Origin of the sequence: Leptolyngbya sp. Heron Island J, assembly GCF_000482245.1 — a bacterium.
In the GTDB taxonomy this organism is placed as follows: domain Bacteria; phylum Cyanobacteriota; class Cyanobacteriia; order Phormidesmidales; family Phormidesmidaceae; genus Leptothoe.
The window spans coordinates 12505-26623 of sequence record NZ_AWNH01000079.1; the positions used below are offsets into that span (position 1 = coordinate 12505).

The following is a 14119-nucleotide window of genomic DNA, read 5'->3' on the forward strand; positions in this document are numbered from 1 at the left end:
AGGAGTTATTGCAAGTATAGCTATCACCAAGACAAGCTCCCCATACTCTCCGTTTAGCAGAAAACTTGCTCTGCACTTAGGTCAAGACACCATAACAGCCATCATTTATATTCTGGCTGCACTACAAAATTGGGTAAATTATTTGCTAACAGCTTTGTTGCCTGAGCCGCAGAAATAGGATGCGAAAACAAAAAGCCTTGACCTGATTGACACCCAATCTCTCTCAACCAAGCTAGTTGTTCAGTTGTTTCAATTCCCTCTGCGATCGTATCTAATCCTAGTAGATGACTTAAGGTCGTCAAAGACTCTGCAATAATGTGGTTGCGAGTATCCGTTGTTGCCAAACTCACAAACTCACGATCAATCTTGAGCGTATCAATGGGAAATTTATGTAAATAGCTGAGAGAAGAATACCCTGTACCAAAATCATCAATGCTAATTTGAATGCCTCTGCTCTTGATCCGTTCGAGCAGATCACGTGTTTCCTCAACATGTTGCACCAACATACTCTCTGTAATTTCTAGTGCCAGACTACTTGGCTGGAAGCTATAGATATTGATTATTTCGTCTAGCTGTTCTAATAGAAATTCGTGCAGCTGACTTACTGAGAGATTAACGCTCACACTTAAAGGATTTGTTGGAAATTGAGTTTGCCACACTTCGAGTTGTTGAGATGCCAGATGCAGCATGGATTCACCAATATGAACAATCACCCCTATTTCTTCGGCAAGTTGAATAAATTCCGAAGGCGATATCAAGCCGCGTTGGGGATGTTGCCATCGAATTAACGCTTCAAAACCCTGAATAACCCGTGTTTCAAGGTTGATGATGGGTTGATAATAAAGAATGAAATCTTCATTTTTTAGGGCTTGTCGCAGTTCGTTTTCCAGGTGCATTTGTTGGACGACCTGATGGCGCATGGCAGTATCAAAGATCGCATATTGTCCTCGACCATTGTTCTTAGCCCGATACATAGCAAGATCGGCATCACGTAAGAGTTCTTCAGCATGTTGATAGCTAACAGCACTCAATACAATACCAATGCTGGCACTGGTAAAGACTTCTCGGCTAGCTAACTTAATTGGGATACATAGACTTTTAAAAAGCCGCTCAGCTATACGTACAGCCTCTCTAATACCATAAATCTCTTCTAACAGAATGACAAATTCATCTCCCCCTAATCGCACAACCAAATCCATCTCGCGAACAATCTGAGTGAGTTTTTTAGCGATAACTAAAAGAAGTTCATCTCCAAAGAAATGGCCAAGGCTGTCGTTAATGACTTTAAAGTTATCAAGATCTAAAAAAAGTACAGCAAACTGATAGTCGGGAGAACGCTTAGCTCGTTTGAGTGCTAGCTGTAGTCGTTCCATAAGCAGGCTGCGGTTTGGCAACCCGGTAAGTTTGTCGTGTAGAGCATCATGCTTTAGTTGGTTTTGTGCTCTGACGCGCTCACTAACGTTACGCGATGTTGTCTGCCAATGGATAAGTGCTCCATTTTTATTGAAAATAGGTTTTTTGAGAGTTTCTAGCCAAATATACTCTCCAGCTTTGGTCCGCATACGATAAGTAACTGGGATAGACGCACTAGACAATACTGACGTAGAAAAATCTAGAATATTTTGTTCTCTGTCGTTGGGATGAATGAACTCATTAGGGTTAAGTCTCTTAAGTTCCTCAGATCTATACCCCAGTAAGGCATGACTAGAGGGGGTTACGTAGAGATACCGCCCAATAGGATCATGTAAACATACCAGATCGCTCATATTCTCAGTTACTAGCCGTAAGCAAGCTTCACTAGCTTCTAGGGCGACGGCAGTTTGTTTTTGCTCTACCCGACTGCAAGCTTCTCGTAATTCACGCCGCACGGCCTCAGGTAATCGGATTAAGTTATCTTTCATAAGATAATCGTTGGCACCTGCTTTCAGCATCTCTACCGCCAGCTGCTCACCGATTTTACCAGAAACAATAATGAAGGGAATATCTAGCTGGCTTTGTTTGACAACTTCGAGAGCCGCAGGTGCATTAAAACCAGGAATATGATAGTCTGCAATAATCACGTCCCAACTGCGGGTTGCAAGCATAGTGCGTAGTTCATCCGCTGTCTCCACTTGTTCCCATACAGGCTTAAAATTGCCACGACGTAACTCTAAAACTATAAGTAGAGCATCATCTTCTGAATCTTCGATAATCAGGACATTAAGGAGAGTATCCATGGTTATAACTATTTTTCAGCTACAGGCTCATTAATTAGGGCCCAAAAGAGACCCAGTTGAGTCACAACTGCAGTAAACTGCTTAAAATCGACTGGTTTCTGGACATAACCATTGGCACCGCCACTGTAGCTTTCCACGATGTCACCCTCTTCGCTGGATGATGTCAAGATGACAACTGGTAAAAATCGGGTTCGTTCATTAGCTCGAATCTGCTGTAATACGTCTATTCCGTCAATTTTAGGTAGTTTTAAGTCTAACAACACAACACAGGGGAGTGGGGTAGCCGAAAGTATCATTTTCAGGGCTTCTTCCCCATCTCGGGCCACCTGAACTTCGTTAGTGATATTACTACGCTGTAAAGCACGGATGGTTAGTTTCTCGTCATCGGGATTATCTTCGACTAAAAAGATAGGACGAAGGGAAACCATAGTTATGCACTTAATTCAGAAGGTCTACGTGGAATTGTAAAGTAAAAAGTAGCCCCTTGCTCTACGGCTCCTTCGGCCCAAATTTTACCGCCATGACGATGAATTATCCGTTGAACCGTTGCTAAGCCAATACCAGTACCGGGAAATTCATGATGCGCGTGTAAACGCTGGAAAACCCCAAATAACATTTTGCTGTAAGCAGAATTAAAACCGGCTCCATCATCTCGAATAAAATATATCGTTTGCTCGTTAGGGGAAATGATGCCAAATTCGATGTGCGCAATAGGATGATGACTGGTAAATTTCCAGGCATTCTGTAAAAGATTGGCCAGCACAATCTTGATGAGGTCAGGGTCAGCATAGATCATCACTGCGGGAGCAATACTACAGTCGACGCTGCGCTCTGGCTCTGACATGCATAGCTCAGCCATTACCTCTTGAGCAATGGCACTGAGGTTGACTGTGGTGCAACACATCTCAGCTCGCGAGACACGCGAGAGATTAAGCAAGTTATCAATTAAGTCCCTCATCTGGTTGACATTGATGCAAATCCGCTCAAAGTAGTTTCTGCCTACTTGATCAAGAGCATTGCCGTAGTCTTCGAGTAGGACTTGGCTGTAGCCATGAATCGCCCGCAAAGGAGCCCGTAAGTCATGGGAAACCGAGTAGGAAAAAGCTTCTAACTCTTGGTTAGAGATCTCCAATTTAGCCATATAGCGTTTAACCTGGTCCTCGGCATGTTTGAGATCGCTAATGTCGACATGGCAGCCAATCATTCGCAGTGGATTACCTGCTTGATCCCATGCGATTACCTGGCCTGAGCAGATTATCCAGACTGTTGAGCCATCCTTGTGACGATAGCGTACTTCGTTATAGTAGGGGACTTTACCATGGCTATGAACATGCTGTTCAAAGCACTCTAAGACTTTGGGTAAATCTTCTGAAAAGATGAGCTTTTGCCAGGTGTCGGGAGAATTGGGCAGCTCATGATCTTCATAGCCAAACATGCGTTTAAAGCCTGGGCTGAGATATTCCTGATGATTAGGAATATCCCAGTTCCAATACCCGGCTAAAATATTCTCTAGAATCTGCTCTAGGAAGGTGAGTTCACATTGAACTTGGTTGACCTTTGAGCGTTCGACTGCGATGCGCTGATGCTCTGTTATATCCTGGACTGTGCCCTGGGATAAGAGAGGCGCGCCGTCTTCGTTTCGAAATTGTTTTTCTGTTTTGCGTAGCGCTGCCTCAATCTGATACCGTTCCTGAATCTCTTGTTGCAGCTGTGCGTTGACTGCAGAGAGTTTAGCGGTGCGGTCTCTCACCTGACTCTCTAGGGTTTCATTTAGGGCTTTTAATTTTTGGTTCAACTGTCGGTTGCGATCGCTGGTGATGCCCTGACGTAGCACTACCAAGAGCATCACTAAAATACCTAAACTCACTTGACCAGGCCCTCCGGTCAAGGTCGGTGGTCCAAATGGGACAGTCGCGGCATAAATGACATAACTTGCCCAGATAACTGAGCTGGATAATCCCGCCCGAATGCCACCGATGCTGGCCGAGAGCACCGCCGCCAGCAGCAGCAACATAAACGGGATGGGCAAAATGCTACCTGCTTGACGGGAAGCTTCAATCAAAACAGCCATGACAGCTGTCATAGCGGCTCCTATCCAGAAAGGAGGCTGGGTCTGAAAGGTTTTTGCAAGCGGTAGATCCTTAAGCAGCCAAGCTTGAAGATGATTGCATGCCATCCAGGCCCCCTCTGCGACCCACTAAACTTCTCCTCAAATCAAATCATGGCCTAGGTCGCCACAGAGTGCAGATACTTGGGAATCGTAAAATAAAATGTGGCTCCCTGCTCTACAGCTCCCTCAGCCCAAACCTTTCCCCCATGTCGATGAATAGCCCGCTCAACCGTGGCCAACCCAATTCCGGTACCCGGAAATTCATGAATTGTATGTAATCTTTGGAAAACTCTAAAAAGCATCTGGATATAGGCTAAATCAAACCCGGCTCCATCATCCTGGATGAAGTAGATCGGGTCTTCATCCTGCTGCAGCACACCAAATTCAATGCGGGCAGTTGGATGGTAACTGGTAAATTTCCAGGCATTTTGTAGCAAATTGTTTAGTACAATTCGCATCAGGTTGGCATCGGCGTATACAAGTGCATCAGGGGCAATTATCCATTCGACAGAACGATGGGGGGCAGATGTCTGTAATTCGCTTGCCAGCTCTTGCACCAGGTCACTCAGATTTATCGTCACGTAGTGCATTGCAGCTCGTGCTACCCGCGATAGAGTCAGCAAATTATCAATTAGCAGGCCCATACGGCTTGCATTTTTACGAATGCGATTACAGTAGTCTTTTCCGGTTTCATCCAGAGTATCCCCATAGTCTTCTAGTAGAGCCTGGCTAAATCCATTGATCGCTCGCAAAGGTGCTCGTAAATCGTGGGACACGGAATAGGTAAAGGCTTCCAACTCCTGGTTGGCGACTTCTAGCTGGCTAGTATATTGCTGAAGTTGTCCTCCAGTGTGTTGGCGCTTGGTAATATCTGCAATGATGCCTAATAGCCCCACGATTTGACCAGTTGCATCTCGAATGGGGACTTTATTAGCCTGTCGCCATTTCTGTTGACCATCGGCTTGGGTTTGTTGCCCTTGGATATTTAGTAGGGATTGCCCGGTGGTGAGTACTTTGCGATCGCATCGCAGATACCACTCCCGTTCGTCATCGGTCCAGGGAAGCTGCTGATCAGTCATGCCAACTACCTGTTCAGAGCTTGCCAAACCTGCCATTGTCGCCCAGCGCTCATTACAGCCTTGGTAAACACTCTCTTGATCTTTCCAAAAAATATACAGTGGAATTGTATTTAGAATTAGCTCTAAAAATAGTTTAGAATTCTGCAGTTCTTCCGTCGCTTTTTTGTATTGTGTAACATCATTCAAAATCCATCGTAAGGCCACAGGCTGTCCGTTTTCCAGTTGGCAGTTAATGTTGCCTTCTACCAGAATCTCCCGACCGTCTTTGGCGATAAATTTAGTTTCTACAGCTATTACATCTCCTGGTGTTGTCAATAGCTGTTGTATGACTGATTGAAAGCAAGCAATTTCATCAGGATGAATAATCCTAGAAACTGACATCTGATCGACATCGGCATCGTTATATCCTAAAGTTGTTTTCCACGCTTGATTCACAAACAAAATCTTCCCCTCAGGAGACACACTCTGAATCAGATCGGTAGCGTTATCTAAAAAGGCATGCAGCTGGATCTCTTGTTTAACTAAGGCAGCTGTCCGTTCCCGGAGGTTTAGTCCCAAAAATTGATTAAGCTGCTGCAGTTGTTGCTCAGCTTGTTTTCGCTCAGAAATTTCTTGCTGAAGTTGCTGAAGTTGCTGATTGATTTGCTCTAAGTGAGCTGGACTAGGGAGATCAAGGACTTGAGGGATGACTGGGATAAGTTGAAGCGCTGTGGAAACGACAATCCCTGCTGTTATCACCTTGACCGTGCCTGATAGCCAGTAATCTGGATGCCACAGTGTCCAGACATCTATGAAATGATTAGTACCGCCAACAACAATAAACGCTACAAATAATAGAAAGATGGAAGTAAAGGGGATATCTTTGCGCTTCTGAAGAAAATAGATCAAAGAGCAAGCAATGGCGTAATAGGCAATGCCCATCAGAGTATCCGCAATAAGGGGCAGGCTCATCAGATTGGTTGGCCATAGAGCACATTCCCCCTGGGGAACATACATTAGTTGATGAAACATCATACAGCCCCTTACAGGCAGATAAGAACAGATGCTAAAAGCGTTCAAATAGCTCTGTCTATAGGCAACTACGGCTTAAGGTAACCAGTCATGCGGCTCACGCTAGTGGTTTGTCTTAGCCAATTGCTTTCAAATAAACCACTCTCCATAGCATTTAAGGGCCTAAAACCCCTTGTAAAAAGGGGATTTTAGGCCCTTGGATATCTGAATTAAGTCAATATTTTTTAAGAAGTTTTGTTTCAGAGGGCTATCGTTTAATTTTTATTGCTAGCTGGGGAAGCTCCTATCTGGTTGAGCAGCGATTGGTCACTTCTTTACATGCAACAGATATGATTAGCCCTAACAGCAGTCATACTCTGCCATGAATCTACTTCAGTACAGTATCTAGTATTTCTCTGGCAGGCTGAGCTTTTTCGAGCGCAGTTTGATAGTCACTGTAAATTCGTACCAGTTTAGAAAGCCCGCTTACCCCGGTCTTTAGCTGTTCTAATTCATCTCCTGATAAGAGTTCTCCATCCAGCATGCGCACAATCAACGGTTTAATATCGCCTACTTCCTGACGTGATTTTTGTAGCTTGTCCACTGTCGTCATCAGCGTTTTGAGAGCGCTGAAGATAGTATCTAAGTTTTCTGTATCCACTGGGGGATCAGCTTTTGTAGGAGCTGATTTAGCTGGGGCTGCGTCTTTGGTTGGCGTAGCTTTTACGGTTTCAGCAGCAGCTGCAGTTTTGCTCGCATCGCGTGGTGCCATTGGTCTCTAAGGTAAGAACAGCACCTAGTTTAGGTGCTTTCCGCCGATATGGATACAGATGTTGCAAGATACGATCACTAAAATTTAATGCCGTTGCTGATTTGGAGAATGCACCAATTACTCAGGAAGGCCATTCATCTGAATCTTGTAGATGAAAGCATCCCGAGGGTCAGCCAGCCAGCTAAGGCTCCTGCGCTTGAATAATTCCCCCGTTACCCCATCACTCATCCACCCATCTATAGTCTCAACCTGGGACTTGATTTTTGTGCAATCCCCTAAGCGCACAGACGAGTTTTGTCCGCTGATAAGTTGGCATTGAGTTCCATGATGATTTGCTGACCCGCTGATGTGTGTTTGAGGTAAGCGATCGCATCTTCTACATACCCATGCACACAGTTCCAATAAAACCCCGTCAGCCCTAGGCGGACATCCTTGATATGCCGATAGCCAAAATTAGCATTAGCACCACTTTGCTCAAATTCATAAAACAGTGCCGGCAGCTTTTGTAAATAATTGCGATCGCTAAACTGTCCAATCAAATCCGCCGAACGACCCAGATCAGCCAGCCCCCTGATATCTGCAATTACATAGTCTGCCGAAGCCGGAAATCGAGTCCGGTCAATAATCCGCTGCACAGTAGTGCTGTCAATTAAAGCAGCATGCTGAAATTGTTCTTGCACAAACAGCTTACTGCGATCTACATGATACGGCCCTAACGCAGCATCCGTTTCCCCAAACGTCAGCACAATAAAATCTTCATCAATCCCCGTCCTATAGCGTCCCGCTTCACAATCATCGTGACGACAGACCCCTTTGCAATACCCAATATCATGACAGAGCAGAGCGGTGACCAAATGCAGCCAATCCTCTGATGTGACGCTGTCATCTCCTTCACAGACTCGCTTCGCCTGCAAGATTTCTTGCCCCACCGACGTCACTAAAATTGTGTGCTCCAAATCATGATAAAGAGCATCACTGCGAGCAATCGCCACTAACGTTAGATTCGCAGCAGAGCACAAAAATTCGGTGTGCTGGGGCTGACCATACCCAAAAACAGCTTGATAAGTAGCTTGAAGATAGTCAATAAACGTCCCAATTAACGTTTGCGTAGGGCTATACATCAGCTTAGATTCTCTAACCAACAGTCACAATGAAAACCACCCTGAACACACAAACCACTGCAAAGATACCGGGTCAGGTCATCTGAAACGACTACAAGCTAGAGGTTTTCAGAAGGCACTGCTCTCAGATCAAATAATGGCGCACATGATTATAATCACTTAAAACTCCATTCCCTAGCCTGGGTGCAGGACCATAGAATGAACAATCAGCATGCCCCCAATGCGCAATAGGCATAAGCCAATTTGCAGACAGGAACCTAACACTGATTATTCAAAAATGCTTTAAGACGAGCATGAACTAACCATGAGAAACTCGTCATCCAGCACAGAGCCGCTTAACGCCTTTCTAATGGCCAGCAGCTCACCACTACGCCACACAGTGTACCGTATTAAGGACAGCTACATCTGAAACATAAGCTTCTCCTCCAAATTTATTGAGTATGAGCTGCAGTCGCTCAGTGATCAGGGCCAACTAGGAAGCCTGGCAGAGTAAAAAACATAGGCATTGCCCAGGTCTCCTCCTAGATTCAAATCATCGAGTACCTGTCCTCGGTCGCCCTTTTCAATCCCATCGCGAATAGCCAGGAGCTTCGCACTCATCCAGCTGTGCAAGCCCTTACTCAACGATGACGGCAGCAACAATGAGCTCAAGCCGTTTAATCATATCTATAGAAAAAGCTGAATGGTAATTTTTAATCCATTTGCCTACACTTCCGCAGGGGGGGCATAGCTACGAATTAGCTCCATAGAGCGTTCCAGGGCAACTATGCGCTCAGAAACCTGATGCGTTGGCGGTAGCTTTCGCAAAACGTCTAACCGTTGCAGCCGTTGTTCAACCTGCCTCTGGGCACCTACCAAAAACACCTCTCGTCGTTTATCGAGGGCATCTTTAATCATGGTTTCAATTGCCAAGAGAGCAGTGACTCCTAATCTAGAAACAGTTGTTAGATCCAGGATCAGGATTTCATAATTTTCTACAATTGCCAGCCGTCGAGAAATGGATTTGGCTGCCCCAAAACTCATAGGACCGCTCAGGTGAAACATTAAAACTCGACCTTTTGCCGCTTTTAGTAAAGCGCGTTCTTCCGGGGCCAGCCAGTTTTCGTTATCGCCGTGGGTTACCGCCCGCATATCCTGTACTTGAATATCGGTAATCGCCTGGATGGTCAGCAGGTTGGCTAAAAATACACCAACCGCTACAGCGGTAATCAGATCTACAAATACTGTCAGCCCCATGACTAGATACATCAACCCTGCCCCTTTGGTAGAAAGCAAATGGGCTCGCTTCAAAAAGCCCCAGTCGATGATGTCAATTCCGACCTTAATTAAAATTCCAGCCAGTACGGCATGGGGGATGGGTTCGGTCAAGCCTCCGGCTTTAAGTACAATTAGCGCCAGCACAGCCGCATGAATAATGCCGGAAAGATTGGTTTTACCTCCAGTCTGCACATTGATCACGGTACGCATAGTCGCGCCTGCTCCTGGCAAACCGCCAAACAGACCGGCAACGCAATTACCAATGCCTTGACCAATGAGCTCACGGTCAGAATTGTGCTGAGTCCGAGTAATGCTGTCTGCCACCAGAGACGTTAGCAGGGAGTCTAAAGCCCCTAAGACTGCCAGCATGATGCTATACCCCAGCATGTCTTTGATGTTGTCCCAGGAGAAATAGGGCAGGTGCAAACTGGGTAATCCTGAAGGGATATCACCAATGCGAGGAATACCGCTATTGGGAAAGTATCTAACCGAAATGTAGGTACATAGAACTAAGGCAATCAAGGGAGCTGGCAAGATGCGATTGAGCTTGGGCGGAGCGGCAAACACAATGGCTAGGGTTAACAACCCCAGGCCAGCAGCAATAGGATTGATATGACTAAAGACGGTTGGATAGAGAAGAATCGAATCAATCACCCCGCCTTGCCCCGTATGACCTAACAGGGGACCGATTTGAATCAAGATAATAATCACACCCACACCTGACATAAAGCCGGAGATCACGGTGTAAGGCATCAGGGTAATGTATTTACCCAATCGCAATATGCCCATCAGAATTTGAAACAGACCACCCAGCATGACCACTGTAAAGGCCATGGCTAAACCAGTTTCTGGGTGTTTGGCGATCAGGGCGGCAAAGGTGGAGGCCATGACAACTGTCATTGGACCGGTCGGACCGGAAACTTGCGACGGGGTGCCACCAAACAGGGCTGCAAAAAAGCCAACGAAGATAGCTCCATATAGACCGGCAATGGGTCCGGCCCCAGAGGCCACACCAAATGCCAAAGCTAAGGGTAAGGCAACAATAGCTGCGGTTACACCACCAAAGCAGTCTCCCCGCAGATTCTTGAAGTTGAGACTGGGTAGTAGGACAGATGGAGAGAATGTCATGATCTAACCCCAAAGGTTTTGAATTAACTGAAAGTAAACAGAAGTGATGATGATGATGTTGCACGGAAAGGTTAAAGCCAACGCCATCGAACTGTGAGCAAATCTTTAAATCGGCGAGCCGCCACCAGTCCCATGTCTAATAAGACAAAGGTCAACCCATTCAGACAAGATTCCCGCAATACTTCAGACCAATCAAACGTGTCTTGCGAACTTCTAGCATCACGGTGGTTCGCAAAAACTCTCACCAACAACAGGCCCACAATAATAGCAGGTGACTCCATTAATGCTAGAGCAGCCACCCTATGACTATCAAAGTCAACATTTACCCGAGAGAGAAACGAGCTAGCCGTTACAAACGTTACCGCACTGATAGACCCATAGGTCACTGCAATCGCTGCGGCGTTGTAGAGATCGAGCTTTAGCCGCAAAATAAAGAAAGAATAAACAGGCACAACAGCCGCCACTACAACAGCGGCAATTAACGCCAGCGCCATATCCCCACTTAAACCACTGGCATGGAATTCATGGCTACCCTTAAAACCAATGGCCAACAATAAATACAGAGAGAACAGTTTGGGGATCGGCTGGGGAACTTCCAAATCCGACTTGAGCAGTACGGCTGTTAAGCCAAGAAAGAAAAATAAGACAGGTGGGTTTAAAACATTCGAAAGAATTAAGCTAGAGTCCATAGCTCACTTAGATAAAGTGGTGTGACCGATAGCATTCGTGTGTCATTCGTGTGTCGAGTAAATTCAAACCTATCATCGAATGAGAAGCATCGTATTGAACAATCCTCTGAGACGATGATTTATAAACATTTATTTAGTTATGCTGAGCAAGCTTCACTCAAACCTGACTTGAGTGGATTAAAGTGTATCTCGTAATTTGTTGTGGGCTAAATAAATTGTTGCGGTTCTAATATTTACCTAATATTTATTCATCTTGCCCGTGCCACAGCTCTGTAGTCTGACGCAGACTCAGAAAATCTCCATTGCCTAAAATCAGGTGGTCTAAAAGCGGTATTCCCAGGATCTTGGCCCCTGCCAGTAGCTGGCGTGTCAGGTCTAAATCCGCATCACTGGGCTCAAGCATACCAGAGGGGTGATTGTGGGCCACAATAGCACGAGTTGCTCCTTGCTTAATCACTTCACGAAAAATCTCTCTCGGATGGGCCAGCGTCTCAGTAGCAGTACCCAGAGAAATAATTTTTGTGCCTAGTAAACGATGTTTAACATCCAGCAGGGCGATCGCAAATCTCTCCTGGGCTTGCCACATTAAATCTTGGCTTAGGGCTGCAGCTGCGACGGCGGGATCATCCACCAGCGTACGATCAGCAGGGCGGTTTTGTAATACGCGTTTACCCAGCTCCAGGGCAGCCAGAATAGTAGTGGCCTTAGCCGCGCCAATGCCCGGTATGGTCATTAGCTCTTGCGGTGTTACATCTCGTAATGCGTCCAAGGCCGACGCCCCTTCTTGAGCCAATGCATTGAGGATGTATTGACCTAAATTCACAGCCGATAGTTTATGCCCACGGCTGACGCCAGTGCCCAGCAAAATAGCTAGCAGTTCAGCAGATGTTAAATTTTTAGCCCCGTAGGTCATCAGACGTTCGCGCGGCCGCTGCTCTGTCGGCATATCCTTAACCCGCAGGTTATAGCGCGCTCTGCGATCGCAGGTGAGTGTCATAGGCATGGGCTCAATGGCATAATAATCAACGCGCTGTTGTCTTCACCCCATATCCAAGGCACAATCTGTAGCCGTCTTCCCGGTAAACCGCGAGTATTGGATGTGGGCAAGATTCCGGCCACATGATTTAGTGAGCCCATCAACCCGCCTTAGAGCAACCTTGATCAACACGAAATCATCAGCCAGCCTTACAGCATTCCTCTACTCAAACGCGATGCTAGACCTCACTCCTTCACCGGCCAATCTTAAAAAGATCCGTCAGCAGCTGGCTCAGTTTAGTTGTTTAGTCACCCCGCCTCAGCTCTCTAAAAAGCAAAAGCAGGATCTAGTTGATGCATTGATGTGGTTTAGCGAATTAGCCGATTACGAAACCCTCGGCATTTGCACAGATACCCTGGCTGCAGGTAAGGCAGCGACTGAAGCCTATGTGGGACATCTATGTCGCCCCATTAACTTGGAACTTCCTGAACGCCAGGGAGCTGTTTACCTCAAGTTCAATACCCTCAAGGGGGCCTGGTATCTAGATGACTATGTGGGACCGAATCGTGGCGTCCTCGTCTCTTTTCATACCAGCGAACCCGAGTATGACCTCGTTAATGGCACATATGGGCCGTTTCCATTGGATTTATTTGATGAGTAAGGATACGTGGGGATCAGCTCACCCCCACTAAGTCGTCACCAACCCATGCTCAAGGGCAAATCTGACTAGTTCTGTCCGGCTGTTGGTCCCCGTCTTCCCAAATAAACGACTCACGTACTTTTCTACGTTGCGTACAGTAGTGCCCAGTCGGCTAGCAATTTCCTTATTCATCAGGCCTTCGGCTACCAAGTTTAAGACATCCTGCTCGCGAGGTGTCAGATCAATACGAATCGGTGACGTTTTTTGTGGGATCGTTCCTCGCTGGGTGAGTAGCGCCTTGATTTCCTCGATTTGGCGCGCCATGGCGGCAATATCAGGGACGGTGCCAGCCTCTGGTGTGCGGGCTGCCTGACGTTCAATCAGGTTACTGACCATAGCTACCAGCTCTTCTGGATCAAACGGTTTGGATAGGTAGGCATCACACCCTGCGTTATAGCCCTGAATGCGATCGCTAGTCATCCCACGAGCTGTCAAAAAAATGACCGGCAGTGATTTGTAGCGGGGGTCTTCGCGCACCTGTTTTAGAAACGTATAACCATCCACTTCAGGCATCATAATGTCTGAGATCAGCACATCTGGCGTTTCCTGCTGTAATAGCTCCAAGCCTTCCGTAGCATTGCTAGCTGTACGCACCTGAAAATCGCTGTCTTCCAAATAGGCTTGAACCGCCTCGCGCAAGCCGGGTTCATCATCTACCAACAGGACTCGTTTAGCTGTCTCTGCCATGGCCTTTCCTTTGACGCTACAGTTCCTAAGCTTAATGGGTATTGGAGGATATTAGAACGAATCCAGCTTATCTATTTTCAGCACCCAATGCTCACCCTACAGGTGAAACAGTTCAGACAAAACCAAAGCGATCGAAATCGCAGCAATCACCCTGACTCCGCTATGACGGTTGCTGTTTCTACAGCAACGCTATCGTTCCAGCTATAGATCAGGTTTGGCATCAATTCCTGACATTTACGCGTTGATAGCTAACGGTCAGCACCAGGCAGCAGACACCCCGGCCAATCAATTATTTGGGCTTAATCACTGAGCCCAACGGGGTTAAAAAATATACATATTTACTCCTAGACAACTGCTGCAGTTGATACCATTTGAGTCCTTTCACGTTAGGATG

The 14119-nt window shown here is 46.4% G+C and carries 12 protein-coding genes; 1 reads left to right on the forward strand and 11 read right to left on the reverse strand.

Annotated features, from left to right (window positions below):
* Nucleotides 1-101: 101 nt before the first annotated feature.
* From N836_RS61930 to radC, 10 genes are all read right to left on the reverse strand, one after another.
* Complete coding sequence (locus tag N836_RS61930; protein ID WP_023074874.1) at nt 102-2216, reverse strand: putative bifunctional diguanylate cyclase/phosphodiesterase; 2115 nt, start codon at nt 2214-2216, stop codon at nt 102-104.
* An 8-nt stretch (nt 2217-2224) separates the two neighbouring features.
* A complete protein-coding gene (locus N836_RS61935) occupies nt 2225-2644 on the reverse strand; it encodes a response regulator (protein WP_023074875.1) in 420 nt (139 codons plus the stop codon).
* Between the two features lie 2 nt (nt 2645-2646).
* Nucleotides 2647-4299, reverse strand: a complete 1653-nt coding sequence (locus N836_RS73695) for a sensor histidine kinase (RefSeq protein ID WP_161635013.1) — start codon at nt 4297-4299, stop codon at nt 2647-2649.
* A 143-nt stretch (nt 4300-4442) separates the two neighbouring features.
* Complete coding sequence (locus tag N836_RS73700) at nt 4443-6356, reverse strand: sensor histidine kinase (protein WP_161635014.1); 1914 nt, start codon at nt 6354-6356, stop codon at nt 4443-4445.
* 427 nt (nt 6357-6783) lie between these two features.
* The gene (locus tag N836_RS61950) at nt 6784-7167 is read right to left on the reverse strand and encodes a hypothetical protein (RefSeq protein ID WP_023074878.1); all 384 of its coding nucleotides are present in this window, start codon (nt 7165-7167) and stop codon (nt 6784-6786) included.
* Nucleotides 7168-7442: 275 nt separating this feature from the next.
* Nucleotides 7443-8288: a hypothetical protein gene (locus N836_RS61955; RefSeq protein WP_023074880.1), complete on the reverse strand. Its 846-nt coding sequence runs from the start codon at nt 8286-8288 to the stop codon at nt 7443-7445.
* A gap of 462 nt (nt 8289-8750) precedes the next feature.
* A complete protein-coding gene (locus N836_RS76700) occupies nt 8751-8888 on the reverse strand; it encodes a hypothetical protein (protein WP_023074881.1) in 138 nt (45 codons plus the stop codon).
* A gap of 105 nt (nt 8889-8993) precedes the next feature.
* Entirely contained in the window at nt 8994-10673 is a 1680-nt protein-coding gene (locus N836_RS61960) for a SulP family inorganic anion transporter (protein WP_023074882.1), read from the reverse strand.
* A 71-nt stretch (nt 10674-10744) separates the two neighbouring features.
* Nucleotides 10745-11362 (reverse strand): sodium-dependent bicarbonate transport family permease, encoded by a 618-nt coding sequence (locus N836_RS61965; protein WP_023074883.1) that lies wholly within the window; start codon nt 11360-11362, stop codon nt 10745-10747.
* Between the two features lie 244 nt (nt 11363-11606).
* Nucleotides 11607-12365: a RadC family protein gene (gene radC / locus N836_RS61970; RefSeq protein WP_442785778.1), complete on the reverse strand. Its 759-nt coding sequence runs from the start codon at nt 12363-12365 to the stop codon at nt 11607-11609.
* A 208-nt stretch (nt 12366-12573) separates the two neighbouring features.
* Between radC and N836_RS61975 the strand changes: the two genes are divergently transcribed.
* Nucleotides 12574-12999: a DUF1824 family protein gene (locus N836_RS61975; RefSeq protein WP_023074885.1), complete on the forward strand. Its 426-nt coding sequence runs from the start codon at nt 12574-12576 to the stop codon at nt 12997-12999.
* Between the two features lie 27 nt (nt 13000-13026).
* Here the strand turns inward: N836_RS61975 and N836_RS61980 are convergent, their stop codons facing one another.
* Nucleotides 13027-13725, reverse strand: a complete 699-nt coding sequence (locus N836_RS61980) for a response regulator transcription factor (protein WP_023074886.1) — start codon at nt 13723-13725, stop codon at nt 13027-13029.
* Nucleotides 13726-14119 lie beyond the last annotated feature (394 nt).

What these genes read in the sequence shown, in the direction of transcription:
- N836_RS61930 (WP_023074874.1), bottom strand. Translation starts at nt 2,216, where the DNA reads ATGGATACTCTCCTTAATGTCCTGATTATCGAAGATTCAGAAGATGAT.
- N836_RS61935 (WP_023074875.1), bottom strand. Translation starts at nt 2,644, where the DNA reads ATGGTTTCCCTTCGTCCTATCTTTTTAGTCGAAGATAATCCCGATGAC.
- N836_RS73695 (WP_161635013.1), bottom strand. Translation starts at nt 4,299, where the DNA reads ATGACAGCTGTCATGGCTGTTTTGATTGAAGCTTCCCGTCAAGCAGGT.
- N836_RS73700 (WP_161635014.1), bottom strand. Translation starts at nt 6,356, where the DNA reads ATGAGCCTGCCCCTTATTGCGGATACTCTGATGGGCATTGCCTATTAC.
- N836_RS61950 (WP_023074878.1), bottom strand. Translation starts at nt 7,167, where the DNA reads ATGGCACCACGCGATGCGAGCAAAACTGCAGCTGCTGCTGAAACCGTA.
- N836_RS61955 (WP_023074880.1), bottom strand. Translation starts at nt 8,288, where the DNA reads ATGTATAGCCCTACGCAAACGTTAATTGGGACGTTTATTGACTATCTT.
- N836_RS76700 (WP_023074881.1), bottom strand. Translation starts at nt 8,888, where the DNA reads ATGAGTGCGAAGCTCCTGGCTATTCGCGATGGGATTGAAAAGGGCGAC.
- N836_RS61960 (WP_023074882.1), bottom strand. Translation starts at nt 10,673, where the DNA reads ATGACATTCTCTCCATCTGTCCTACTACCCAGTCTCAACTTCAAGAAT.
- N836_RS61965 (WP_023074883.1), bottom strand. Translation starts at nt 11,362, where the DNA reads ATGGACTCTAGCTTAATTCTTTCGAATGTTTTAAACCCACCTGTCTTA.
- radC (WP_442785778.1), bottom strand. Translation starts at nt 12,365, where the DNA reads ATGCCTATGACACTCACCTGCGATCGCAGAGCGCGCTATAACCTGCGG.
- N836_RS61975 (WP_023074885.1), top strand. Translation starts at nt 12,574, where the DNA reads ATGCTAGACCTCACTCCTTCACCGGCCAATCTTAAAAAGATCCGTCAG.
- N836_RS61980 (WP_023074886.1), bottom strand. Translation starts at nt 13,725, where the DNA reads ATGGCAGAGACAGCTAAACGAGTCCTGTTGGTAGATGATGAACCCGGC.